This window comes from Apilactobacillus micheneri (assembly GCF_006493595.1).
Lineage (GTDB): Bacteria > Bacillota > Bacilli > Lactobacillales > Lactobacillaceae > Apilactobacillus > Apilactobacillus micheneri.
Map to the genome: position 1 here is coordinate 1 of NZ_QUBI01000001.1, position 26038 is coordinate 26038.

The 26038-nt window shown below is 29.5% G+C and carries 26 protein-coding genes and 1 rRNA gene; 5 read left to right on the forward strand and 22 right to left on the reverse strand.

The features are described 5' to 3' along the window. From DY123_RS00005 to ykzS, 8 genes are all read right to left on the reverse strand, one after another. A 16S ribosomal RNA gene (locus DY123_RS00005) occupies positions 1–129 on the reverse strand; the annotation flags it as partial. Positions 130–655: 526 nt separating this feature from the next. Then, positions 656–2716 carry an LTA synthase family protein gene (locus DY123_RS00010; RefSeq protein WP_140923456.1) on the reverse strand — a complete coding sequence of 687 codons (2061 nt, stop codon included), beginning with the start codon at positions 2714–2716 and terminating at the stop codon, positions 656–658. A gap of 23 nt (positions 2717–2739) precedes the next feature. Continuing rightward, a complete protein-coding gene (locus tag DY123_RS00015; protein ID WP_140923458.1) occupies positions 2740–3756 on the reverse strand; it encodes a lysylphosphatidylglycerol synthase transmembrane domain-containing protein in 1017 nt (338 codons plus the stop codon). 2 nt (positions 3757–3758) lie between these two features. Next, positions 3759–4781 carry a glycosyltransferase family 4 protein gene (locus DY123_RS00020; protein ID WP_140923460.1) on the reverse strand — a complete coding sequence of 341 codons (1023 nt, stop codon included), beginning with the start codon at positions 4779–4781 and terminating at the stop codon, positions 3759–3761. 8 nt (positions 4782–4789) lie between these two features. After that, complete coding sequence (locus tag DY123_RS00025; RefSeq protein ID WP_140923462.1) at positions 4790–5977, reverse strand: glycosyltransferase family 4 protein; 1188 nt, start codon at positions 5975–5977, stop codon at positions 4790–4792. Positions 5978–6109: 132 nt separating this feature from the next. Continuing rightward, on the reverse strand, positions 6110–7834 hold the full coding sequence (gene ptsP, locus DY123_RS00030; protein WP_140923464.1) for a phosphoenolpyruvate--protein phosphotransferase: 1725 nt from the start codon (positions 7832–7834) through the stop codon (positions 6110–6112). Positions 7835–7836: 2 nt separating this feature from the next. Then, positions 7837–8103: a phosphocarrier protein HPr gene (locus DY123_RS00035; protein ID WP_140923466.1), complete on the reverse strand. Its 267-nt coding sequence runs from the start codon at positions 8101–8103 to the stop codon at positions 7837–7839. A gap of 68 nt (positions 8104–8171) precedes the next feature. Then, complete coding sequence (gene ykzS, locus DY123_RS07750; RefSeq protein ID WP_498365768.1) at positions 8172–8411, reverse strand: protein YkzS; 240 nt, start codon at positions 8409–8411, stop codon at positions 8172–8174. A 115-nt stretch (positions 8412–8526) separates the two neighbouring features. Between ykzS and DY123_RS00045 the strand changes: the two genes are divergently transcribed. Then, on the forward strand, positions 8527–9486 hold the full coding sequence (locus tag DY123_RS00045) for a MucBP domain-containing protein (RefSeq protein ID WP_140923470.1): 960 nt from the start codon (positions 8527–8529) through the stop codon (positions 9484–9486). 23 nt (positions 9487–9509) lie between these two features. Here the strand turns inward: DY123_RS00045 and DY123_RS00050 are convergent, their stop codons facing one another. From DY123_RS00050 to recX, 4 genes are all read right to left on the reverse strand, one after another. Further along, on the reverse strand, positions 9510–11090 hold the full coding sequence (locus DY123_RS00050; protein ID WP_105964061.1) for a peptide chain release factor 3: 1581 nt from the start codon (positions 11088–11090) through the stop codon (positions 9510–9512). Positions 11091–11188: 98 nt separating this feature from the next. Next, positions 11189–11602: a glycerol-3-phosphate cytidylyltransferase gene (gene tagD, locus DY123_RS00055; RefSeq protein ID WP_140923472.1), complete on the reverse strand. Its 414-nt coding sequence runs from the start codon at positions 11600–11602 to the stop codon at positions 11189–11191. A gap of 27 nt (positions 11603–11629) precedes the next feature. After that, positions 11630–12736: an AI-2E family transporter gene (locus tag DY123_RS00060; protein WP_140923474.1), complete on the reverse strand. Its 1107-nt coding sequence runs from the start codon at positions 12734–12736 to the stop codon at positions 11630–11632. Positions 12737–12775: 39 nt separating this feature from the next. Then, positions 12776–13579: a recombination regulator RecX gene (gene recX / locus DY123_RS00065; RefSeq protein WP_140923476.1), complete on the reverse strand. Its 804-nt coding sequence runs from the start codon at positions 13577–13579 to the stop codon at positions 12776–12778. 77 nt (positions 13580–13656) lie between these two features. Between recX and DY123_RS00070 the strand changes: the two genes are divergently transcribed. Further along, positions 13657–14115 carry a flavodoxin gene (locus tag DY123_RS00070; RefSeq protein WP_140923477.1) on the forward strand — a complete coding sequence of 153 codons (459 nt, stop codon included), beginning with the start codon at positions 13657–13659 and terminating at the stop codon, positions 14113–14115. A 25-nt stretch (positions 14116–14140) separates the two neighbouring features. Here the strand turns inward: DY123_RS00070 and DY123_RS00075 are convergent, their stop codons facing one another. Together DY123_RS00075 and wecB are read right to left on the reverse strand one after the other, a co-directional pair. Next, positions 14141–15028, reverse strand: a complete 888-nt coding sequence (locus tag DY123_RS00075) for a YihY/virulence factor BrkB family protein (RefSeq protein WP_140923479.1) — start codon at positions 15026–15028, stop codon at positions 14141–14143. After that, a complete protein-coding gene (wecB, locus tag DY123_RS00080) occupies positions 15018–16142 on the reverse strand; it encodes a non-hydrolyzing UDP-N-acetylglucosamine 2-epimerase (protein WP_140923883.1) in 1125 nt (374 codons plus the stop codon). Before wecB ends, DY123_RS00075 begins: the two co-directional genes overlap by 11 nt. Before the next feature lie 195 nt (positions 16143–16337). On the opposite strand from wecB, the gene DY123_RS00085 reads away from it, so the two are divergent. Together DY123_RS00085 and DY123_RS00090 are read left to right on the forward strand one after the other, a co-directional pair. After that, entirely contained in the window at positions 16338–17273 is a 936-nt protein-coding gene (locus DY123_RS00085; protein ID WP_140923481.1) for a glycosyltransferase family 2 protein, read from the forward strand. Position 17274: 1 nt separating this feature from the next. After that, positions 17275–17694, forward strand: coding sequence for a GtrA family protein (locus DY123_RS00090; RefSeq protein WP_140923483.1), 420 nt, complete (start codon positions 17275–17277; stop codon positions 17692–17694). Positions 17695–17743: 49 nt separating this feature from the next. On the opposite strand, the gene DY123_RS00095 is transcribed toward DY123_RS00090, so the two are convergent. Then, positions 17744–19099: a gluconate:H+ symporter gene (locus DY123_RS00095; RefSeq protein ID WP_140923485.1), complete on the reverse strand. Its 1356-nt coding sequence runs from the start codon at positions 19097–19099 to the stop codon at positions 17744–17746. Positions 19100–19343: 244 nt separating this feature from the next. Here DY123_RS00095 and rbsU point away from each other — a divergent pair, with 244 nt between their 5' ends. After that, complete coding sequence (gene rbsU, locus DY123_RS00100; protein ID WP_140923487.1) at positions 19344–20222, forward strand: ribose/proton symporter RbsU; 879 nt, start codon at positions 19344–19346, stop codon at positions 20220–20222. Positions 20223–20267: 45 nt separating this feature from the next. On the opposite strand, the gene DY123_RS00105 is transcribed toward rbsU, so the two are convergent. The 7 genes from DY123_RS00105 to DY123_RS00135 are packed head-to-tail and all read right to left on the reverse strand — an operon-like array spanning position 20268 to position 26027. Then, the gene (locus DY123_RS00105) at positions 20268–20981 is read right to left on the reverse strand and encodes a response regulator transcription factor (protein WP_140936124.1); all 714 of its coding nucleotides are present in this window, start codon (positions 20979–20981) and stop codon (positions 20268–20270) included. Positions 20982–21001: 20 nt separating this feature from the next. Next, positions 21002–21709, reverse strand: a complete 708-nt coding sequence (gene phoU, locus DY123_RS00110; protein ID WP_140923491.1) for a phosphate signaling complex protein PhoU — start codon at positions 21707–21709, stop codon at positions 21002–21004. A 13-nt stretch (positions 21710–21722) separates the two neighbouring features. Continuing rightward, the gene (pstB, locus tag DY123_RS00115) at positions 21723–22478 is read right to left on the reverse strand and encodes a phosphate ABC transporter ATP-binding protein PstB (protein WP_140923493.1); all 756 of its coding nucleotides are present in this window, start codon (positions 22476–22478) and stop codon (positions 21723–21725) included. A 9-nt stretch (positions 22479–22487) separates the two neighbouring features. Further along, positions 22488–23282 carry a phosphate ABC transporter ATP-binding protein PstB gene (gene pstB / locus DY123_RS00120; RefSeq protein WP_140923495.1) on the reverse strand — a complete coding sequence of 265 codons (795 nt, stop codon included), beginning with the start codon at positions 23280–23282 and terminating at the stop codon, positions 22488–22490. Positions 23283–23295: 13 nt separating this feature from the next. Further along, on the reverse strand, positions 23296–24183 hold the full coding sequence (gene pstA, locus DY123_RS00125; RefSeq protein WP_140923497.1) for a phosphate ABC transporter permease PstA: 888 nt from the start codon (positions 24181–24183) through the stop codon (positions 23296–23298). Next, positions 24183–25100 carry a phosphate ABC transporter permease subunit PstC gene (pstC, locus tag DY123_RS00130; RefSeq protein WP_140923499.1) on the reverse strand — a complete coding sequence of 306 codons (918 nt, stop codon included), beginning with the start codon at positions 25098–25100 and terminating at the stop codon, positions 24183–24185. The genes pstA and pstC overlap by 1 nt, the downstream gene beginning before the upstream one ends. 60 nt (positions 25101–25160) lie before the next feature. Further along, a complete protein-coding gene (locus tag DY123_RS00135) occupies positions 25161–26027 on the reverse strand; it encodes a phosphate ABC transporter substrate-binding protein PstS family protein (protein ID WP_140923501.1) in 867 nt (288 codons plus the stop codon). Positions 26028–26038 lie beyond the last annotated feature (11 nt).

A 26038-nucleotide genomic window follows, 5' to 3' on the forward strand; every position in this document is an offset into this window, starting at 1 on the left:
TCGCCACTCGTCCCGAATCCAAAAATCATTTATGCAAGCATAAAATCAAATTGGGAGGACTCGTTCGACTTGCATGTATTAGGCACGCCGCCAGCGTTCGTCCTGAGCCAGGATCAAACTCTCATCTTATAGATGAAAAGCTTTTAACTAGCTCATCAAATTAATTGTTTTTTATAAGCGAATTGACTTCGCAATGTTTAATTCCTTATGATCTAAATCATAAGAATCCTTACACATCATCGATTATCAATCTTGTTCAGTTTTCAAAGATCTACTTATCAGTTAGCTGCTTTCAATAAACAGCTCTTTAATTATATCAGGTTATCAACTTAATGTCAACAACTTTTTATAATTAAATTTTTGAATTAATTTGTTGCTCTTTGTCATATCAACAACGCAACATTAATTATTATGCCATCTTAACAAGTGAAAGTCAACAACTTTTTATAATTATTTTTAAATAACTAACTTGTTCCTTTCAACGACATTTATAATAATACCAAAGCTATAAAATAACGTCAACAACTTTTTACAATTATTTTTGTTAAATGTTATAAGCTAATGACAGTAGATGTAATAATACCAATATAAACATAAAACGTCAACAAAAAAGAGTATTCACGGATTATTTATGAGAATACTCTTTTTATATTACCTATTTTAATTCAGGAGCGTCTGTTTTATATAAATTTTCAGTATCATTAGTATGCAATTTATTAAGCAAGTCAGAACGCTTCTTTTGATTAGCTTCTTTTAATTGCTTCATTGCAGCAGAATACTTATAATTAAAGTCTTTTTTATCGACTGTATTAAATCCTTTTGGCTTATAAAATCTCAAAAGATCGCCCAAAACAACCCTATCTGATAAAGAAAGTTCGGTTGTAACATGATCTTGCATAGATTTTATTTCTTTCTTTTGATTATTGCTAGGATTAATAATTGACCCAGTCTTAGTATTATATACGTTTCCACCAACAACAGTATATTTAGGAGAAACCAAATCACCGTTCCTAAATGCAACTACTTGATTACGATGCTTAGATAGAAGATCATTACCAAATTGGATAGTATTATTATCCTTGTAACCCAATAAGTGTAGCAATGTAGGTAACACATCAATTTCACCACCATAAGTGTGATTAATGCCACCTTTTAAGCCATTCATATGAATCATAAATGGAACTTTTTGGAATTGAGCTAAATCATAACTATTGATATTTTTCTTATGCAATAATTGAGCAATCGCAGGTCTATGATTATTAGAAATACCATAATGATCACCATAAAGAACAATCATACTATTTTTCATCAAACCTGTCTTATTCAAATAATTGACAAATTCTCCAAAAGCTTGATCTAAATAATGAGCTGTTTGAACATAAGGATCAACCGTATCATCACCCGTCTTGGTTGCTGGGAAAGATTGATTTTGCTTATCAAGTTCATATGGATAGTGGTTAGTTAATGTAATTAACTTAGCATAGAATGGTTGTGGCAATTGTTGAATATACTTAGCAGAATCTTTTAAGAAGATTTTATCCTTAAGTCCATATCCAACACTATATGAAGGCTTTTCAGTATAATAATCTGAATCAAAGAAGTATTGATATCCCCAAGACTTATAAGTATTGTCACGATTCCAAAAACTTGGAACATCTCCATGAAATGCTGCAGTACTATATCCATGTTGAGCCAAAATTGCAGGTGCTGCTTGATAAGTGTTTTGACTACCATAGCTAACCATTGCTGAGCCTTGTGGTAATCCAAATAATGAATTTTCTAGCATCATCTCAGCATCAGAGGTTTTACCCTGAGATACTTGATGGTAAAAGTTATCAAAAGAAAGCGTGCTTTTGTTATTATAAAATTTATTTAAGTTAGGCGTAACTTCCTTACCATCAACTTTATAATTCATTAAGAATTGTTGAAAACTTTCCAAATGCAAAATAAAAACGTTTTTGCCCTTAGCCTTACCAAAATATTCCATATTAGGTGAACTACGGTTATTTTTTAGATATTTAAGAACATCATTCATATCAGATGGTTTAGCTTCAGAACGAGTTTTACTTTCTTTATATGTTTGATAACCGTTAAATGCAGCATATTCATTTAGTCCTAAATACTTAACAATGTAATTATTGTCAAAAGTTCTAGTTAATAACCCAGAACGGTTAGCATTTGCAATACCAAACTCTGCAAAAATCAAAACGATAGACAAAATAGTTACCGCAAAGGCATTCTTCTTTTTAAACGGACATTGATCAACTTTAATTACCTTAAATAACAATAAGATAATTAAGATTATTATGTCCGCAAATACAATAAAATCTAGTGGATGAATAATTTCTGCTAGACTTTTACCAAGATTATTTTGAACATCACCGGAGCCTTTAATAACTCCAAAAGATAAGAAGTCAGAAAATTCTCGGTAATAAACAATATTAGCAAACAACCATATTGATTCTATGAAATTAATAATTAACATTAACCAATATGCCAACTTACCTCTAAAATAGAGCGCTATTCCAAAAATAAGTAATGCAGCTGGTATCGGATTAATTGCTAATAAAAATTCTTGGATTCCACCCTTCGCACCTAAAGTAAAATCCATTCGATATGAAATATAAGTTTTTAACCAGAAAAGTAAAATTGTTAATACAAAGAATCCAAACTTAGTATTAATAAATCTTCTGGTATTTTTAATGTTACTGGACATTATCAATGCCTCCGAAAATAAATTTATTTTTTAGAAATTTTATCTGGTTTAATAAATAATGCTATCGCACCTAATATCATTCCTAAATAGTAAGTCAACAATCGCCAAATCATAAGTGCCAAAACTAGTTTTGTACTATTGGTTATATAACTTTTGAACAAAGCCTCAAAACTATATTCTGCCCCACCTGCTCCACCAGGAATAGGAAACAAAGATATAATCATAAATATTAAAACATGTAAACTAACTACAACAATAATATTTACCTTACTAAATCCTAGTGACAGCATTATAAAATAAGGGATAAGATAATAAAAAGCTAGTTGGAAAAATGTAATAATAATAATCTTAAACATAAGTTTCCATTGCTTAGCTATCTTTACACTTTCTTGGTGGAAATTATCTACTTTTTCATCAATCATATTCTTAAAACTAACAAATTTATCATTACTAATGAAAAGGCGAACCGGCCTAATAACTATGTCAATCATTTTTTTGGTAAATGAATACCAATACATAATTAATAGTAAAATCGCGATTACAAATAAGTGAATAATAAATCCAAAAATAACAAAAATAGCAAGATAATGAAGTTTTTCTTCAATATATTGAAATCCAACAATAAGACTCATTATAAAATTTAATACAATCATCCCTTGGAATATAATAAACTTCATCAAAAGAGCAGAGCTGGCTTTACCTGCATCTACTCCTGTTTGAACCAATACATATAACTGACCTGGTTGCCCGCCAGAAGAAAATGGCGTAATACCATTAAATAACTGTTCTACTAAAGGAACTCTTAGAGCATCTTTAAAAGTAAAACGCTTCGACTGTGTGTTAACAATTATTTTAGTAATAACTGCTTCTAGCCCTAAATAAAGTGCCATACACATAAATGCTACTAAAATCCACCACCAATTAATGGTGAAAAAGTCTTGAATCAAAACACTAATTTGAATGTCTCTAATAAAGTACCAAAATATAAATGCACCAAACAGAAACATAATAAAAAAAGTGATTGCATTTTTTTTTGACATTTTTAACCTTCTTTTGCTTGAGATATGTAAAAGTCATACCATATTGATGCTAAATGTTCCTCAGAATAATATTCAGAAGCTTTAAGCGATTTATCAGATAAAGCTTCTAATTTATTATGATTATTTTTTAATTCTTTAAGTTGAGCATTCATTTCATCAAAGTTGTCAAATGGAACATAATAACCCTCAATAATTTTCTTGTATAAGTCAAGATGTCTTAACATAACTGGTGTACCACAAGAAAAGGCTTCAAGAACTGACATTGGAAATAGTTCATTATATGAAGGCAATAAAAATAGATCTGCAATATTATAATATTTAAATATCACATTGCGATCAACTATTCCTGGGAAATGTAGATTCTTAGGTGGATTATCAACTAATAATTTTAATTGCTTATAACCATCAGTAATTTTTCCAAATGAAAATCCACCAGCCCAGATAAATTGAACATCTGGATTAGACTGTGCAAGTTTAGCAAAATCTAAGACACCTTTTCTTGTTTGAACTTGACCTGTACCTACTACTATAAAATCATCTCTATTAAAACCCATATTTTTTCTAATATCAGTTTTCTTTTCATCTGATAGAGGATAAAATTCCTTTTTACTAACAAAATTGGGAATATAAGTAATATCGTTTTTAGATATACCATATTTTTCTAATTTTGGAATAAAGGTTGGATTGACAACTACAATATGATCCATTCTTTTATAAAAAGCAATGACATATTTGTAAAAAATCCATTTAACTAGTTTAGGTAACTTTAAACTTCCTTCTAATGTTTCAGGTAAAAAATGAACATAACCAATTTTTCTCCCTCGTTTAGAAAGAAAAGTAGAAAAATAATAACTAAGATTAATTGTATGATAATGGGTGATTTGAGATTTACCATGCTTATTGATTTCAATATTAAATTCATTTGGAAAATGTTTTTTAAGCATTGAAATCAATTCAAGATAAGCGCTTCCCACTCCCTGACCTTTAACTTTATCAGCCGTAGAAAGCATATTGATATTTAACATAAGCCCTCCTAATCGTTTATTCTGGTCGAATTTCTAATTTGATTATTATATTCAATCTGTGCGTTTTTATAAAAAGATGTCACACGATCAGCAAAATTTTGTGCAGAAATTTCATGAAGTTTCTTAGCTCTGATGTTATTGGCATCATTTGAATTAAACTGAACTTTATTATCTAAGTACCCTATTATATCTGAGACAAATTCATCTTCATTTGAAAATGTCATTCCTAAGGCCTTATTATCTAATAAATCATCAGTATATGGACCAGAAGTAACAACAACTTTTACACCTGAAGCCATTGCTTCAATATAAGTTAAACCTTGTGATTCAGAACTAGAACAAGAAACAAATAAATCAGCTAAATGGTAATAAGAACTAATCCTATCATTACTAATCTCACCAATGAACTTAACGTTATTAGATAAATTCATTTTTTGTACTTGTTGTTCCAAATCTTTTTTAGCGGGTCCATCACCAACTATCATTAATTGCGTTTTTGGTTTTTCATTAATAATTTTAGGCATTATATCAATTAAGCCAGATATATTTTTTTCATATGCTAATCGGCTAACTGACAATAGTATTTGAACATCTTCTTTATAATCTAGTTCACTTTTAAGATTCTTTTCTGGATTAACATCAAATTTATTAATATTAACTCCAGTTGGAATAATTCTAATTGGACTCTTGATTCCATATCTAACTAAAGTGTCTAATACGCGTTTACTAGGCGCAATCACCCCTGACATATTATGACAAAAGGCCAAAGTTGCTTCTTTAACATGCACAGGTTTTAATAATTTCCCATTAGCAACATAATGTAGATAGTCTTCATACATAGTATGATATGTATGCAAACAGGGAATTCTTAAAAATTTAGAAACAAATTTTCCTATCATTCCCATGGAAAATTCTGTCTGTGTGTGAATTATGTCTAAATTTAATTTCTTAGCTATTTGATAAGCTTGAAACATTCCCCTAACAGCTATTCTACGATCTGTAAAAGAAACAAATGGAATACTAGAAAATCTAAATATATTTTTTTCATAAGTATTTTTGGATACATGCGGATCAGTAGTAGTAAAAATATAAACTTGATGACCATCATTTTCTAATTGATCTTTTAAAGTTTTAATTGATGTTGCCACTCCACTGACTTGCGGAAAATAAGTATCAGTAAATATTCCAATGTTCAAAATACCACCACCTCCTTTTAAGCTATCAATTTAATTGTAATTATATGTTTTTGGTCTTGCCTTTGCAAACAGTCGAATAAAAAAAGAGCTAAAGAATTATATTTACAAAGCATTCTTTAGTTCAAAAAGTGATTAAATTTTTATAAATCGTTGTTCTATTTTAATAACATCCTTAACCGTACATGCATTTTTAATAATTTCTTCAGACATTTTTTGCATTAAACTATAATCTAATAAACTAAGTAAAGCCTTAACGTCTAAAGTAGAATTAATATTCATAGACAAATTTTTAAAACCCATCCCTATTAAAATAGGTAAGGCATATCGATTACATGCCATTTCACCACAAAGAGAAATATCTATCTTATATGCATTAGCAACATTAACAACTCTTTCAAGCATTCTTAATAAAGCTGGATTTAAAGGATTATCTAAAGCTGCAACCGTTGGATTTCCACGATCGGCAGCCATTACATATTGAATTAAATCATTAGTTCCAATACTCATAAAATCAACATTTTTAGCAAATTGATCAGCCATTATAGCAACAGAAGGTACTTCAACCATAATTCCTAATTTAGGATTTTTATAAGCAATGCCTTCATCATCCAATTTTTTCTTTTCTTCATTAATTATCTTTTTAACTTTATACCATTCATTTAATTCAGAAATCATTGGAAACATGATAGAGAGGTTTCCATAAATAGATGCACGCAATAAAGCTCTAATTTGAGTTCTAAAAATAATCGTTTTAGACAAACTAAAACGAATCGATCGATTACCTAAAAAAGGATTTCTCTCACTACTATCATTATTGTCTAAATATGGAACCTGCTTATCTCCACCAATATCTAAAGTTCTAATCACTACCGATTTATTATTCATTGAAGAAAGAATATTTTTGTAGACATTAAATTGTTCATCTTCGGTAGGTAAAGAATAAGAATCAATGTATAAATACTCAGTTCGATATAACCCAATACCATCAATCATATAATTTTTTATCAAGTTAACTTCTTTAGGACTAGAAATATTTGCATTAATCCCTATTTTTTTACCATCTTTTGTAAACGCATTTCGTTTTTTTAATTTATCTAGTGGCTTTTCAGTTTGATTATACTTAGTTATCTTAAGACTATAGTCTTTAACCAGTTCATTACTTGGATTAACAATTACCTCACCAGACATTCCATTAACAATAATTAAATCATCGTTAGAAACATTCTTACTAATATTATTTAAGCCAAATATGGATGGAATATTTAAAGATTTTGTCAAAATAGCGGAATGTGAAGTATTTGTACCTAAGTCAGCAATAACCCCTTTAACATTTTTATTACTTAATTGAATAATGTCATTTGGTGTTAAATCTTCTGAAACAACAATCACAGGTGACTGAATCAAAGCTAAATCAGACATGTTCTTATTTAATAAATAAGCAAGCAATCTTTTTCTGATATCATCTATGTCTTTGATCTTATCTAACACAAATTTACCATTACCAGCATTCTTAAGTTTACTAATTCTGCGCTCCAATATTTCACTTACAGCAGTTTCAGCATTAACTTTGCTATCGATAATAACGCTAGAAACTTCATTAATAAAGTTTGGGCTTGAAATAAAAGTTGCTTGTAATTTAAATATTTCTGAAGAAGCCGATCCCATATTAGTAATAACTACTTCTTCAATTTTGTTTAAGTCATTGACAGCTCTTTTAATAGCATTATTTAAACGCTTAACTTGTTTACTAGGATTACCAATTTTCATTGTAGAAAAAGACAAATTGGGGTGCACTAATTTATATGCGTTAGCAATTGCATACCCCTTACTGGCTGCAATTCCTTCATAATTAAGCATTCTTAATCAATTAAACCTTCTTTTTTAAATGATTCTGAAATTGCATTAATTGCTTCTTTTTCATCGTCACCTTCTGCTGAAACAATTATATCAGCATTTTGGCCTACTCCTAATGACATTACACCCATGATTGATTTTAAATCAACTGACTTGTCTTGATAAGTCAAGCTTAATTCAGACTTGAATTTACTTGCAGTTTGAACTAACAATGTTGCTGGACGTGCATGAATTCCTGTTGCTGAAACTATTTTAAATTGACTTTTTTCCATTTTAAAATCTCCTCTTATTTACATAATAATTTTAGAATATCAATTAATTTTATAAAATACAAGATTTGTTAATTATCAGAATTATTATCAGACAAGTAAGTATAAGTGATTATTCCATTTTCACTTGCTTTACCAGAAACTCTCTTTCTAGTATCAAAATTCATGAATGCAACTTGAAAATCAAGAAATTCATCTGGCTTTATCACTAATTTACTAATTTCATTATTTTTTAGTTGGTTTAATAATTCAGTATATTTTTGCTCATTGATAATAAGATTCCTTCTTTCTCCTCTATTATATATGATTATTTAATAATAAAACATATTAATGAGATAAATTTATATATTAATTAACAATTATAGGTAATTGAAAAGTAAAAATTAAACTATCATATGTTATTATGATGTATGGGAGGGATATTCATTGTTTAAAATATTTAAAAAAATTATAAAAAATAATTTTCAAAGAAATAATTATAAAAAAGCAAATTTAAATAACGAAAAACAAAAATCAGAAAACACCCTCCCACTAAATGCAATGAAGGTACATTGTATAGATGAAAATGGTAAGAAACTAGCAAAAGATGAAATATTTTATGGTCCTAAAAATACAAGACATAGTTATATAATTCCTAGTTTCAAAAATTATGTTATCTATAATATAACCGGCAATTTACAATATTTTGTAGATAATAATGAAGTCTTTATTGAATATCAAAAATTATATGGAAAACCAGTTAGTGTATTCTTTATAAATATCGAAAATTATTTATTACTTAAATCTCCTGAAATTAAGACTGGTAAAATAAACAGTTTATACCAAGTTAAACCTCCCAAAATAAATGGATATAAAAATATATCTCATAGCGGTAATTTAAATGGAACATTTAATAATAAAGTACAATCTGTAGTATTATATTACAAAAAATATGACTGGCTACAATTAACTAATGTAAATTTCTATATTAAAACTAGTCAAATTACTAAGGTATTCGACAATGCTGAATTATCAAAACCCATAGGTTTTATTCCACAAAATAGTATTTGGAAGATTTTTGCTAAATTACAAAAGAATGATTCCATCTGGCTAAATATTGGAAGTGATCAATGGATCATAGATAAAGAATTTACCCAAATTTATTATCCTTTTGGTAAGAAACTAACTAATACAAATAATTGGAAATTTCAAAAAATGAATGCAGCAGCATTTTTAAAAACAAAAAGGACTCAAATATTTAACTATCCTGGTGGAGAAATTATTAACGATCATGTAAAAAGCAAAAAAGTGATGATTACTCACTCGATATTAGACAATGAAAATATTCTTTGGTATGAAATTAACAATTTATACTATATAAAATCAAGTGACATACAAAAAGCCTAATCTTAAAAGATTAGGCTTTTTCTTTATAATTTTGAAGTTAATTTAACATCTGGGTATTTATCTGCAAACCAACGTTCAGCAAATTTATTTTCAAATAAGAATAATGGTTCATCATTAGTATCTTTCACTAAAATGTTTCTAGAAGAAGACATCTTTTCATCTAGTTGTGATGGATCAATCCAACGAGCAGTCTTATGTCCCATTGGTTCCATTACTACTTCCGAATTATATTCATTTTGCATTCTAAATTGGAAAACTTCAAATTGTAATTGACCAACAGCACCAAGAATATAATCACCAGTAGTATAAGCAGTATAAAGTTGAACGGCACCTTCTTGTACTAATTGCTTAATTCCTTTATGGAATGATTTTTGCTTCATAACATTCTTCGCAGAAACCTTCATAAACATTTCAGGAGTAAATTGTGGCAACTTAGTGAATTCAATCTTTCGTTTGTCAGAATAAATGGTATCACCAATTTGAAAATTACCAGTATCATATAACCCGATAATATCACCAGCAACCGCATTTTCTACATTTTCACGAGTATTAGCCATAAATTCAGTAACATTAGATAAACGCAACTTCTTTTGATTTCTATCCAAAGTAACATCCATACCTCTTTCGAACATTCCAGAACAAACACGAACGAAAGCAATACGATCCCGATGTCTAGGATTCATATTAGCTTGAATCTTAAATACAAATCCAGAAAATTGTTCATCATCTGGCTTAACATCAACATCATTTGTAGTTTCATGCTCACTTGGCTTAGGAGCAAATTTTAAATATGCATCTAAAAATGTCTTAACCCCGAAATTAACTAAAGCTGAACCAAAGAATACAGGAGTTTGTTCACCATTTCTTATTTTATCTTCATCAAATGGATTTCCAGCCTCAGTAATTAAATCCATACTTTCTTTAGCATCTTGGTAAATAGTGTCATCAGTAATTGGATCAGGTGATAATAAATTGCCATCATCATCTAGTGGTAGATAAGGCTTATTTTCATCCTTTGGACGATATAATTCAATTCTCTTATTGTATCGATCATATAGTCCCTTCAATATTTTACCCGAACCAATAGGCCAGTTCATAGGATATCCTTCAATTCCTAAAACATCTTCCAATTGACTAATTAGTTCCATTGGATCTCTACTATCACGATCCATTTTATTCATAAATGTGAAAATAGGAATTCCACGCATCTTACAAATTTGGAATAACTTTTTAGTTTGTGGTTCAATCCCCTTAGCGGCATCAATTACCATAACAGCAGAATCAACTGCCATTAAAGTACGGTAAGTATCTTCTGAGAAATCTTGATGTCCAGGAGTATCCAAAATATTAATTCTTTTACCTGCATAATCAAACTGCATAACTGAACTAGTTACAGAAATACCACGTTTCTTTTCGATTTCCATCCAATCTGATTTGGCAAAGTTACCTGACTTTTTAGCCTTAACTGTACCAGCTTCTCTAACAATTCCCCCAAACAAAAGTAATTGTTCAGTAATTGTTGTTTTACCAGCATCCGGATGAGAAATAATCGCAAAAGTTCGTCTTTTATCTACACTTTTGTCTAAGCTTTTATTACTACTCATTTTTTGAATCCTTCCGTATTTAAAATAATATATAATTTTAATTGTAACATATAAAAAACATCCCTAGAATATAATATCCTAAGGATGTTTCATATTATTTATTTAGTTTCCCATTTTTTGTCATCATTAAGACCTAAGTCATGCTTGATTTTAGTGGTTGAGATACCTTCAGTTCTTGGTAAATAAACTACTTCACAATAATCTTTTAGAAAGTCAAACTGACCTTTCCAATCGTCACCCATGACAAAGATGTCAATATTATTATCCTGAACGTCTTTAATCTTTTGATCCCATCCCTTTTCAGGGATAACATGATCAACATATCTAATGGCTTCTAATACATATTTACGATCTTCATAAGAAGTATATGCTTTTTTCCCTTTTTCAGCATTAAATTCATCAGTTGATACACATACAGTTAAATCATCGCCTAATGCCTTTGCTCGTTTTAATAACCTTACATGACCCTTATGTAATAGGTCAAAGGTTCCATAAGTAATTACTTTTTTCATAAAATCTCCTGTTTCTTAGCATGTGTGCTATTCTTTTTCTCGTTGTAATAGCCATATAGAATATACGTATTGAACGATTACTTTAACAACCGCATATAATGGAATGGCTAAAATCATCCCTAACAAGCCAGAAATATTACCAGCTGCTAATAAAATAATTATAATGGTTAGTGGATGAATATTCAAAGATTTTCCAATAACATTTGGATAAACTAAATTACCATCAATTTGTTGAACAATTAAAACTACTATCACTACAGCAATTACTTTAGTGATATCTTCGGATAAAGAAACAAATAATGAAGGCATAATTCCAATATAAGGTCCAACATAAGGAATAATATTACATATTCCAGCAAAGCATCCTAATAATAAAGCATATTTTTGTCCTATTAAGATATATCCAATTGATGTAAATACTCCAACAAATAGACATTCAATCATTTGACCACCGATATAGTTAGAAATAGTATTGCTCATTTTTGTTAATAAATCTATTGTGTTGTCACGACGTTTAGGTGGTAGAACCTTTGCAATCCCTGGTAATAATTTGTGTCCATCTTTTAACATATAAAATAACATTACTGGTACTGTAATCAAAACAACCACTGTTGATGCCGCCATTGAAATTACAGAACCAATACTACTCGTTAATCCACTTAGAAATTTCTGAGCATAAGAATATATATAACTTTGAAATTTATTTACGTAGTCACTTAAATATACATTCTTCATAAATCCCTTGTGTGAATAACCCTTTAGATAGTTGGTTGTATCATTAGCTAGTGATGGCAAATTATTAAATAAATTAGTCACCTGGGTAATAATTCTAGGCATAAGAGAATATGTAGTATAAAAAATTAATAAACCTAATAATACAAAAACAAGTATTATTGCCATTAATCTAGACATATTTCTTTTACCAATATGAATTTTCATTAACAAATTAACAACTGGATTCAACATATAAAATAAAACTCCAGAGATTAATATAGGAATAAATACCGCCGAAAAGAATGTCCCAATTGGCGAGAAAATAAAATCTAATTTAGTACATATAAAGATAATACTAACTACCAACAATAACTCTATCGTCCATAAAATTAATGATGAACTTTTTATTTTATTAATCATACATAAATTAACTCCTTCTTTAGGATAAATTATAACATTTTAAAAATTATTAAGCTTGGAATCTATGAAGTGATTAATATCATCAATATTAAAGCCTTTGCGGTAAAGTGACTGCTTAGTTTTTAAGCTTCTTTTTTGATTATCGTATTTTTTATTGCGTAACCAAAATTTTTCACCTTGTTCTTCCAATAAATTTTCTTGTTGTTCATCGTCAGGTTCTAAAGCTAAAGCATCAATTGCAGATATTACGGTATCAGTATTATATCCTTTTTTTATTAAATTCACTTTAGTTTTCTGGACTCTATTTTTAAATGCATCCCGCTTATGTTTATTAAAAATCTTTTTAGCTTGGACAATACAGTTGTCCATTGCATCTTCATCACTATAAAAGTTTTCAATTGCATTTTGAATTTTATCTTCACTAACTGACTTAGATTTTAATTTAAAAAATACATTCGAGGGGCCCTTATCTTGTTTTTTAACTTCAGTTCTAACATAACTATCGGCATAATTTTGATCATTAATTAAATGTTGGTCTTTTAATTGATTGATTACTGTTTCAATTTCAGAATCATCTTCAGTAAAATTGCTTAGCTTTTTTACAACTTCGTTCTCAGTTCTTAATTGATGCGACAAGAAGTCGATAGCTTTACTATATAATTTAGAAATATTATCAGCATTAATTAACTCATGTTTAAGTTTCTCATCTACCTCCATACCTTTAAATACTCGATACTTAATCATTACATTTTCACTAATTGGAAAAGCATAATGATCATCGATATATACGTTGAAACGACCTTTGCGTTTTTGTGAAGAAATTTTAGTTATCTTTGGGTTCATAGTTTTTCACTTTCCTAGTATAATTATTATATGAATGTTTAAAATATTTGATTAATATTTAGAAGGGATCGATTAAAATATTGAAAGCACATGTTGTATTTGCAACCATAACTGGTAATAATGAGGATTTGGCAGACATTGTTACTGAAGGCTTGGAAGATTTAGGTGCTGAAGTCAAGGAAACTGAAATTTCACAAACTGACACAGAAGAATTATTAAATGCTGATATTTGTGTAGTTTGTGCTTATACTTATGATGAAGGCCACCTTCCTGAAGAAGGCCTAGATTTCTTTGACGATTTAGCAGACATGGATCTTTCGAATAAGGTCTTTGGTGTTGCTGGATCAGGCGATGATTTTTATGAAGATTCATACAACACATCCGTTGATAAATTCATTGATCAATTCAAAAAGGCAAATGCTATTCAAGGATCAGAAGGCGTCAAAATTAACTTAGAACCTGATGAAAATGATATTAAAACTCTTGATAAAATGTCCCAAGAGTTAGTAGATAAATATAATAATCTTAAAAAATAATCGTTGACTATTAATCAACGATTTTTTATTTGTTTTTTCTTTGAATTAAAGACTTTAATTTAAAGCCCTGGTTTTCAATTTTATCATTAAAACTATTTTGAAACGAGGCATTAATAACAGCGCCAATTATTAAAATGTTGCCTATCATATAAAGCCATAACATTAAGATGACAAAAGCACCTAAGGTTTTATAGGCATCCATACTTTTAGCAAAATAATGCAAATAAATTGAAAATCCCTTGGACAGAACAATCATTCCAATTGTTACAACTGTTGATCCTAACCATACATAACGCCATTTGGTATTAACACTTGGTACAAAATAATAAAGAATTAATATTAACAAAAATATTCCTAATATGGTTAATGGCATTCTTAGTATTATAAACAGATTAGTTATAACATGCGACAAACCAATAAAGTTCGCTGAATATGTAATAATAACTTTACCAAAACCAAAGAATATTAAGAATATGCCTAGAGAAACAATTAACAATAACATCCAAATAAACGAAACAATTCTATTCATAAAACCACTAGTTTCATAAATACCATAAGCACGATTTACGGTTCTTTGAAATGCAGCTAATGCCCGACTAGCAGACCAAATAGTCAAAATTAAGCCAATTGATAGATTATTACCACTAGCCCCATTTAAAGCTGATGAAATAATCGGTGTTATTGTATGCAAAATAGTTTCTGGTAAAAGTGGTGCTAAATAGTCAACTATTTCGTATTGATTAATATTAAACAGTTTCAATAAATTACCAGCAATAATTGTAATTGGAAATAATGATAACAAAGCATAAAAGGCAATAACAATAGCAGAATCTCCAGCATTTGATTTCTTATATCGATTCATCACAATTGATATTAACCGTTTTAAATAATTTTTATACCTATTAATTTCCATTACTTTCAACACCTGATTCTTCGTTAATAAAAGTGTCTAGTGCTTTTAAAATACGATCTGAGGCTTTACCATCACCATATGGATTTTTAGCATGAGACATTTTTTTATAAATATCTTCATCATCTAATAGTTGTTCCATACTTTCTTTAATTTTTGTTGAACTAGTACCAATCAATTTAAGCGTTCCTGCTTTGACCCCTTCAGGCCTTTCAGTATGCTCTCTTAAAACTAGTACCGGTTTCCCTAGAGAAGGTGCTTCTTCTTGTACCCCACCAGAATCCGTCATTATAAAATAACTTCTAGCAGACATATTATGAAAATCAACTACATCTAAAGGATCAACGAGATGAATTCTTGAACAACCATCGAAAACTTCATGAGCCATTTTTTGTACTACTGGACTAAGGTGAACTGGGTATACTACCTCAATATCTGGGTGCTTAATGACCTCTTCTTTAATTGCAGTAAATGCACGATGCATGGGTTCTCCTTGATTTTCTCGACGATGCATTGTTAACAAAATAATACGATGATTGTTATCAATATCATCTAAAACATCATGATGATAATTCTGATCAACTGTTTGTTTTAACGCATCAATTGCTGTATTGCCAGTGATATAAATTCTATTGTCGTTAAAGTTTTGTTTTAGTAAATTACTTCTGCTTAATTCAGTAGGCGCAAAATAAATATCTGACAATGTATCCGTCATTTGACGATTCATTTCCTCAGGATATGGCGAATATTTATCCCAAGTTCTTAAACCTGCTTCAACATGCCCCAGTGGTATCTTATGATAAAAGGCACTTACTGAAGCTGCAAAGGTAGTAGTAGTATCACCATGAACTAAAATAACATCTGGATTAGTTTTATTAATAATATTATCTAACTTATTTATTACTGAAGTGGTAATTGAACTTAGGGTTTGCTCTTCTTTCATCACATGTAGATTATAATCAGGTACAATGTGAAAAATATCCATCACTTGATCCAACATTTCTTTATGTTGACCTGTTAAAACCGTAATTGGTGCAAAGTTTTCTTTTTCTTCCTTCATCTTTAAAATGATTGGCGCCATTTTAATAGCTTCAGGACGTGTACCAAAAACAGTCATTACTTTAATTGGTTTTTTCAATTTAAATCCCCCGAGAAACTTGTATTCATTAATCTAATTATAACAAAATAATTTTAAAATGACGATTTTATGCTTATGTACAAAAATTTATAAATATATTATTTTTTGTATACAAACATGAAAATATTATTCATTATGGTAAAATAAAATTAAATTGTTATGGAGGTTTATAAAGTGGAAACTATTGGTTTAATTGTTCCTTGTTATAATGAGGAACCTTCAATTGAGTTATTTTATAAAGAAGTAGAACGTGTTTTTAATGAAATGAAAAAAAATAATTTAAACTATAATCATGAATATTGGTTTGTTAATGATGGTTCATCTGATAATACATTGAATCTTATTAAAAAATTAAATGAAAAAGATGAAAATGTACATTATGTATCTTTTTCTAGAAACTTTGGTAAAGAATCTGCAATGGCTGCTGGTTTGGACAACGTCAGTGGTGATTATGTTGCTGTAATGGATGTTGATTTACAAGATCCACCTGCACTTCTTCCTAAAATGATTAAGTACATAAAAAATGATGATTATGATGTTGTTGGTTGTGTTCAAAAGACAAGAAAGCAAAATCCTATAAGAGCATTTCTTTCATCAATGTTTTATAAGGTAATTAATAAGATGTCGGACGTAGAAATCAAACAAAATGTACGTGATTATCGTTTAATGACTAGACAGTATGTTGATAATGTATTAAAACTTAAAGAATACAATCGATTTACTAAGGGTATCTTTAGTTGGGTTGGCTTTAAAACTAAATACATTAAATACGATGGTGTTGAAAGAGCAGCTGGGACCTCACATTGGTCTTTATACCAATTATTGGAATATTCTTTAGAAGGAATTGTAGATTTTTCAGATGTTCCGTTAAAAATTGCTACTTGGGTTGGTGGAACATCATTCTTCTTATCTATATTAGGATTAATCTTAGTTATATTTAGAGCCATCATATTTGGTGGATCCGTTGCTGGATGGCCTTCATTAGTATCTATTATTTTATTAATTAATGGAATTCAACTATTCTGTCTAGGAATTGTAGGTAATTATATTGGTAAAATTTATCTAGAAACTAAACACCGTCCAAAATATATTGTAAAAGAGAAGAAATAAATTGAATAATCTAGTCAAATTATATAAAAAAAACAAAGAAGTTATTTCATATCTTTTTTGGGGAGTGTTAACAACACTTGTTGATTTATTAGTCGCATTTTTATTAAACCAATACACGTATATTGGTAGTTTTTGGAATACAGCAATTGCTTGGTTAGCTAGTGTAATATTTGCATTTTTTACTAATCGTAAATGGGTATTTCACTCAAGTGCTAATAATATCAAACAATTTTTTACAGAAATGGGTTCTTTTACCTTTGGTAGATTTGCATCTTTAGTTTTAGAAGAAATTGTTATTTGGGTTGGACAAACATTAATGCATGGCAGTTTCAATGTTGTTAAAATATTAGCACAAATAATTGTTATTCTTTTTAACTACTTTTGGTCCAAATTCGTTGTTTTTATAAATCATAATAAATAAATAAAGCTACCAATCATTTAAAATGATTGGTAGCTTTATTTTTATAATATTAATGAACAAATATACTTAAAATTAATACCATCAATAATCCAATTACAGAAATTAAGGTTTCTAAAGTTGTCCATATCTTTAAAGTTTGTTTCACATCTAAATCAAAGTATTCTTTAAACATCCAAAATCCAGCATCATTAACATGAGATGCTGCTAGTGAACCAGCACCAATGGCAAGTGCCATTAATACAGGATTAACACTTAGAGAATGCATTAATGGTGTGACCAATCCAGCAGCAGTCATTCCTGCTACTGTAGCTGATCCCAATGATACACGTAATATAACTGCAATTAACCACCCTAAAATGATTGGAGATAAATTAGCATGTGACATCATATCTTGAACCGCTTTACCTACTCCACCATCAATTAAAATTTGTTTAAAAGCAGAGCCACCACCAATAACCATTAATAACATTGCAATAGATTTAATGGCTTCAGTTACCGTATTAGTAATATCTTCCATTTTTTTGCCACGATGAAAGCCCATTGACCAAATAGCAAATAACAAAGTAATTATCATCGCAATCACTGGATTTCCAATCATCGTAATAAAAGCATCAAATCCATGAGGATTAGGTTGTGCCTTTCCACCATTAAATACCATGTCATAAATAGTTGCTATGGCCATTAAGATAACTGGTAATAAAGAAGTAAATGCTGCAATTCCAAAACTAGGTGTATCTTTTAAATCATATTCTTTAATTTCGCCAAATGCCGGTAAAGATTTCTTTACAACAAATGTTTCAGGAGCAAATTTTTTAGCTAATTTTGTGAAAATAGGACCAGCAACAATCACACCAGGAATAGCAACAATCACACCTAATAATAGCATTTGACCGATATTAGCTCCTAATGCTGATGCTACTGCAGTTGGTGCTGGTTGTGGTGGTAGAAAACCTTGTGTAGCTGATAAAGCAGCAGCCATTGGAATTCCCAAATAAACAAATGGTACATCTGCTTCTAAAGCTACCGCAAATACAATTGGCGTTAATAATACCAATCCAACTTCAAAAAATAAGGACATTCCGATGATAAATGAAGCAACTACAATTGCAAATTGCAGCTTTCTTTTACCAAACCAACTTATTAAAGTCCTTGCAATGCGATATGACCCACCAGCATCTGAAACTAGTCGCCCAATCATAGCACCAAAACCAAATACAATAACTAATTCGCCAAGCGATCCCCCAATTCCATTTTTTATGGAAGTTGCAATGTCAGCAGGATTCATTCCTAATCCCAATGCAACCAACACTGACGTAACTATTAAAGAGATAAATGTATTTAGTTTACATTTAATAATCAAAAATAATAATAATAATATTCCTAATACTAAAACTAAAAATGGCATGCTTAATTACTCCTTTATGTTTTATTTTTTGAAAGCGCTTTATAATTAATAAAATAATAATATCATATCATTAAAAATAATGAAACCGATTTCATAGCTTATTTTACAATTTGAATTTATTATGTGTTATATTGTTATGAGAAGCATTATCATTTTGCGAATAATATTTTAATTAAATTCTATATATAATCATTTTAATTTATGATATTATTTTTAAATATCTTTAAATGGAGGAGGAAGAATTTTGAGCGCTATTGCTTTATTAGTTGGTCTAGGACCAGTTTTAGGATGGGGATTATTCCCTACTGTATCTGCCAAATTTGGTGGTAAGCCTACAAATCAAATTGTTGGTGCCACATTTGGTACTCTTATTTTTGCTTTTGTTTATTTATTAATTTCTGGTAATTCTATTCCAATGGGATCTAAATTTGTTTTATCACTAATTTCTGGTGCTGGATGGTCTTTTGGACAAATTATGTCTTTTAAGTCATTCAAATTAATCGGCTCATCTCGTGTAATGCCAATTACTACTGCTTTACAGTTGATTGCTACTGCATTGTGGGGAGTTTTTGCACTAGGAAATTGGGCTGGAACAACTAGCAGAATTATTGGATTTGTCGCTTTAATAGTAATTATTATTGGTGCTACTATGACTGCTTGGCAAGAACATCCCGATAAACAAGGATCAAAAGACTTAAGAAACGCAGTTGTATTATTATTAATTGGTGTTATTGGTTATTGGTTATACTCTGCTGCACCACAAGCTGCTCAAATAAATGGTAAAGAAGCATTTTTACCACAAGCTCTTGGAATGTTTATAACGGCTGTTATTTACTGCCTAATTAATATTAAAAAGGATAATGTATTTAAACAAAAAGAATCATATTTACAAATTATTTCTGGATTCTTCTTTGCTTTCGCTGCATTAACATACTTAATTTCTGCACAACCTGATATGAATGGTTTAGCTACTGGATTTGTACTTTCACAAACATCAGTGGTATTAGCCACATTAACTGGTGTTTACTTCTTACATGAAAGTAAAACAAGAAAAGAACTAGTCGTTACATTATTAGGTTTAATATTAATTGTTGTTGCAGCTACTGCTACTGCATTCTTATAAAAGATAAATTAAAAGGACGCACATAAAGGCGCCCTTTTTTATTTTCTAATTTAAAATATATCCAAATCCTCTAACCGTTTTAATAAAAACATTATTTCCAGGTAATGCTTTTAACTTATCTCTTAAATGACTAACATGCATATCAACGATTCTTGAAGATATAAACAAATCCGCATCATTCCCATCTTCTCGCCAAACACCTCTAAAAATTTGTTCACGGCTTAGAACTTGGTCATGATGACGAACCATATAATAAAAAATATTAAATTCTTTAGGTGTTAAATCCATTTTTGTTCCTAAATATTTAACTTGAAAATGTTTTAAACTAATTTCAAAATCTTTATAAATATATTTTTTAAAATTATTAACATTCTCTGAAACTAACCTTTTATATAATTCAATTAAGTGAATAGTTCGTAGCAAAATTCTGTCTGCATTCAAAACGTTAGTAATATAGTCATCAACCTTTAAGGCAAAAAGTTTTCGCTCATTTTCTTCAATGTAATCAGAGGCAATAATAATAACGGGGTTTGAAAAGCTATCCCTAATCTTGCTAATAAATTCTAAATTTTTTTTAAAGTCATCTTTAACTGATAAATCATAAATAACAGCAGAATCATTATCTTTTTTTAAGAATAAATATAAATCATCCATATCTGGATTACTTAAAGTATTAATAAAGAATCCTTTATCTGCAGCTGAATGACTAATTTCAGATGACCATTTTAAATTATTAGTAATTAGTAGAATACTATTCATAGCGATGCTTCACTTCCCGTTTATTTAATATCTTTTTTAATTTCTTCAGCAATAAGATCTGGCTCTATTTTACCAGGATTGAGTTCAACTATCTTACCAGTTGAATTATAAACAATCCACTCTGATAAATTTACGATATGATCGCCAATTCTTTCAAGTAGTCGAACAACCATTAAATAGCTACTAACTAATTCAATTTTGTTATTATCTTTTTCAATATCTGCAATAATGATATTTTTAGCTAAAACAAATTTTTTATCGATCAATAAATCTTCTTCAGCTATTAAACGGGCAGCTTGTTCATCTTCGTGTACATAAGCATCTAATGATGATTCCAACATTCCTCTAATTTTTAAAGACATCTGAGAAATTGAGGCATTAACGTCAGGCATTCTATTTTCAGTCTTTAATCTTAATGTTTCTCTAGCAATTGTAGAAGCATGATCACCAATCCTCTCTAAATCAGAACTAGCTTTTAACAAAGAAATAATTGCCCTAAAATTATTTGCAACTGGTTGTTTTAAAGCAATTAAATTTAAAGATTTTTTTTCTAAATCAACTTCTTCATCATTCACTTTAGTATCTTTTTCAACAATTTTTCTGGCTAATTTTTGATCGTTATCTGTAAAGGATTTAATTGATTGATATATTTGATCGCTAACAGTGATGCCCATTTTCATATAAGTACGTTGTAATTTCTTTAACTCTTTTAAAAATGAATCGTTCATAATAATGAACCTCCTAACCAAATTCACCATTTAAGTAGTCACTCGTTTTTTTGTTTGATGGATTTACAAACATCTTTTGCGTTGAATTATATTCAATTAAGTCACCATTTAATAAAAATGCTGTTTTATCAGAAATTCGAGAAGCTTGTTGCATGTTATGAGTAACCATAATAATTGTGAAATCCTTTTTTAGTTTAACCAATGTATCTTCAATTTTAGAACTAGATATCGGATCAAGTGCACTAGTCGGTTCATCCATTAAAATAATTTTAGGCTTAACTGCTAACACACGAGCAATACAAATCCTTTGTTGCTGACCACCTGAAAAAGATAAAGCATTTTTATTAAGATTGTCTTTTACTTCATCCCATACCGCAGCTTCCTTTAAACTTTCTTCTACAATCTTATCAATTTTCTTTTTATTTTTAATTCCCGCAAGTTTTAATCCGTATGCTACATTATCATAAACAGAAAATGGAAATGGATTGGGTTGTTGAAACACCATGCCAATAGTTTTACGAAGTTCTGTTAAATCTATTGATGGTGAATAAATATCTTTTTCTTCAAATTTAAAGCTGCCATTAATAGTTACATTGGGTCGCAAATCGTTCATACGATTTAAACATCTCAAAAATGTGGATTTACCACACCCAGAAGGTCCAATTAAAGCAGTGATTTCATTTTCATTGAAGTTTAAGTCAAATCCATGCAAAGCTTCACTTTCACCATAGTATAAATGTACATTTTTAGTTTGCAAAATACCAGTCATATTATCACCTTATCCAAAATTACCAGAAATATAATCTTCAGTTGCTTGCATTTTAGGAGTTGTAAAGATACTAGCAGTTTTATCAAATTCTAGAACATGTCCTGAATGAAAAAATGTAGTATAATCACTTACTCGAGAAGCTTGTTGCATATTATGAGTAACTATAATTACTGTATATTTAGATTTTAAGCTTTTTAAAGTTTCTTCAATTTTAGCAGTTGAAATTGGATCTAAAGCACTAGCAGGCTCATCCAGTAATAAAATGTCAGGTTGCATAGCAATTGTTCTGGCTATACATAATCTTTGTGCTTGTCCACCAGATAGAGAAAGTGCACTATCATCTAATTTATCTTTTACTTCTTCCCATAATGCGGCTTCTTTTAAACTGTTTTCCACTCTTCTATTTAATTCATCTTTATCTTTAATTCCATGTTTTTTAAGCGCAAACGTAATATTGTCACGAATAGTTTTTGCAAAAGGATTAGGTCTTTGAAAAACCATTCCAATTTGTTTTCTAACTTCATAAACATTGACTTTTTTACTATTAATATCAACATCACGATACATAATATTACCGTCAACATTGGCAATAGAATCATTCATTCGATTAAGACATCTTAAAAAAGTTGATTTACCAGAACCAGAAGATCCAATTAATGCTATGATACTCAATCTAGGAAAAGCTAAATTAACATTAAAGATGGATTGATGATCACCGTAAAAAACATCAACATTGTTAGTAATAATTGCTTTTTCATTATCAAAATTAGCAATAAAATTTTCATCTAAATTATATTTTTTCATTATTAACCCTCATTTAAAAATTAGAAGTCATCTTTTTGTATAAACGATTGCCTATCCAATGTGCTAATAAATTAAATAACAATATTAAAATAATTAATACTGCTGATGATCCACTAGAAACCAAATTAGCATCTGGAGTTATCCCCTCAGAGTTAACCTTCCAAATATGAACAGCTAATGTTTCAGCCGGTCTCATTGGATTTAAAAAACTTGAAGAAGAGAAAATATTCCAATTAGAATAATCGATAATTGGAGAACTTTGACCAGCAGTATAAATTAAAGCAGCTGCTTCTCCGAAAACTCTTCCAGCACTTAAAATAATGCCCGTAATAATTCCAGGAACAGCTGCTGGTAGAATGATACCTGTAATTGTTTTCCACTGTGACAAACCTAATGACAAACCAGCTTCTCTTTGTAAGTGTGATACAGATCTTAACGAATTTTCAATGTTTCTAGTCAACAAAGGTAAATTGAAAAATGTTAAAGCAATTGCACCTGACAAAATAGAAAATCCCATGTGCATTTGAACTACAAATAATAAGTAACAAAATAATCCAACCACGACTGAAGGTAGCGAACTTAAAACTTCAATGGTGGTTCTAATAACCTCTGTAATCCAATTTTTGGGTGCATATTCGGCCAAATATATTCCTGACCCTAAAGCAATAGGAAAAGAAAGACACAATGTTAAAAATAACAAGTAAACAGAATTGAATAATTGATCTCTAATTCCACCGCCAGATAAAAAAGATTGTGATTTGGAAGTTAAAAAATGCCATGAAATATGAGGTACTCCTGTTACTAAAATATAACCAATCAATGATACTAAAATTGCAACTACGATTGCTACGAATGTATAAATCAATCCAATCGCAATTTTATTTGTTGTTTTTGGATTCATTACTTAATACTTCCTCTCTTTCCAATCATTTTTACAATAATATTGAAAACTAATGACATTAACAATAATACTAATGCTAATGACCAAAGAGCGTTGTTGCCTAAAGTCCCCATAACAGTATTACCAATTCCAGTCGTTAATTGACTAGTTAAAGTAGATGCTGGTGTAATTAAATTTTTAGGCATTAAAGTAGCATTACCAATAACCATTTGAACAGCTAATGCTTCTCCAAATGCTCTAGCCATTCCAAATATAATTGCTGTTAAGATTCCAGGAGTTGCGGCTCTTAATATAACTTTATAAATTGTTTGCCAACGAGTTGCACCTAATGCCAAAGAAGCATCTGATAAATATTTTGGCACTGCATTTAAACTATCAACAGTTAAAGATGTAATCGTTGGTAATACCATAACGAATAATACTAATGTGGCTGATAAAATTCCAAAACCAGTCCCCCCAAATAAATGACGATTCATTGGTACAATGATAGTTAATCCTAAAAATCCATAAACTACTGATGGAATTCCCACTAGCATTTCAATAATTATTTGTAAAAATTTGCGACCTTTTTTAGGAGCAATCACTGACATATATATTCCAATCGCTATAGCAAATGGTGTCGCTAAAATTGCTGATAAAATGGTTACCCCAAATGAAGTAATTATCATTGGTAGAGCACCAACTTCGGGTTTGCCATCTTTACCAATCGAGGAAGGTGACCAATCTTGTTTGGTTAAAAAATCCCAAATATTAACATTATTTTGTGTAAATGTAGATAAACCTTTCGAAATAATAAAATATAGGATTAAAGAGACTACTAAAATAATAAATCCAATACTAAGATAACTAATACTCTTACCTAATTTATCTTGTCTAGTCTCTTTGGACGACCTTAATAGTTTTTTCTTTATTTCCATTTTTATCCTCCATAAACGAAAATGAGGGAATTAAATTTATCCAACATTTTCATCTAAAGTTTATTTAACTATTTGGTTATTAGAATCTTTAGTAACTTTCATATTATGAATGCTAATGTAGCCCAACTTCTTAACTAAATTATTTTGAACATCTTTTGAATTTATATAATCTATAAATGCTTTTGTTGATTTATCAATATTTTTATTAGTGTACATATGTTCATATGACCAGATTTTCCAAGAATTGTCTTCAACATTTTTATCGTTTGGTTTTACATTATCAATTGAAATTGGTTGAAGCGTATTATCGTCCATAAATGAAAATGCTAAATAGCTAATTGCTCCAGGCGTACTTGAAACAATCTTCTTTACAGTTCCATTAGAATCTTGTTCTTGTGATTTAATTGCAGATTTTCCTTTTAAAACATCAGCTTCAAATGTTTTTCTAGTTCCGCTTCCTTTAACCCTATTAATTACTTCAATTTGCTGATTTTTTCCACCAACTTGTTTCCAATTGGTTACTTTACCCGTGAAAATATCGCTTAGCTGTTTCATAGATAAATTTTTCACACCAACAGCTTTATTAACAACTGGTGCCATTCCAATAACAGCTACCTTATGATCGATCATCTTTTTTGCATCAATGCCGTTTTGATTCTCAGCAAATACATCAGAATTACCAATTGTTACTGCCTTTGATTGTAGTTGACTTAAACCGGTTCCTGAACCACCGCCTTGAACAGTGATTGATACATTATCATTATTTTGTTGATATTCATTAGCAGCTTCTTCAACTAAGGGTTGTAAAGCTGTTGAGCCTACTGCAGTTATTTTTGACTTGGAACTATTACTACCGCAGGCTGTTAAAACAAGACCAGAAATAATCATAATAGAAATAATGGATACAAACTTTTTAGCATTTAACATAATGAAGCCTC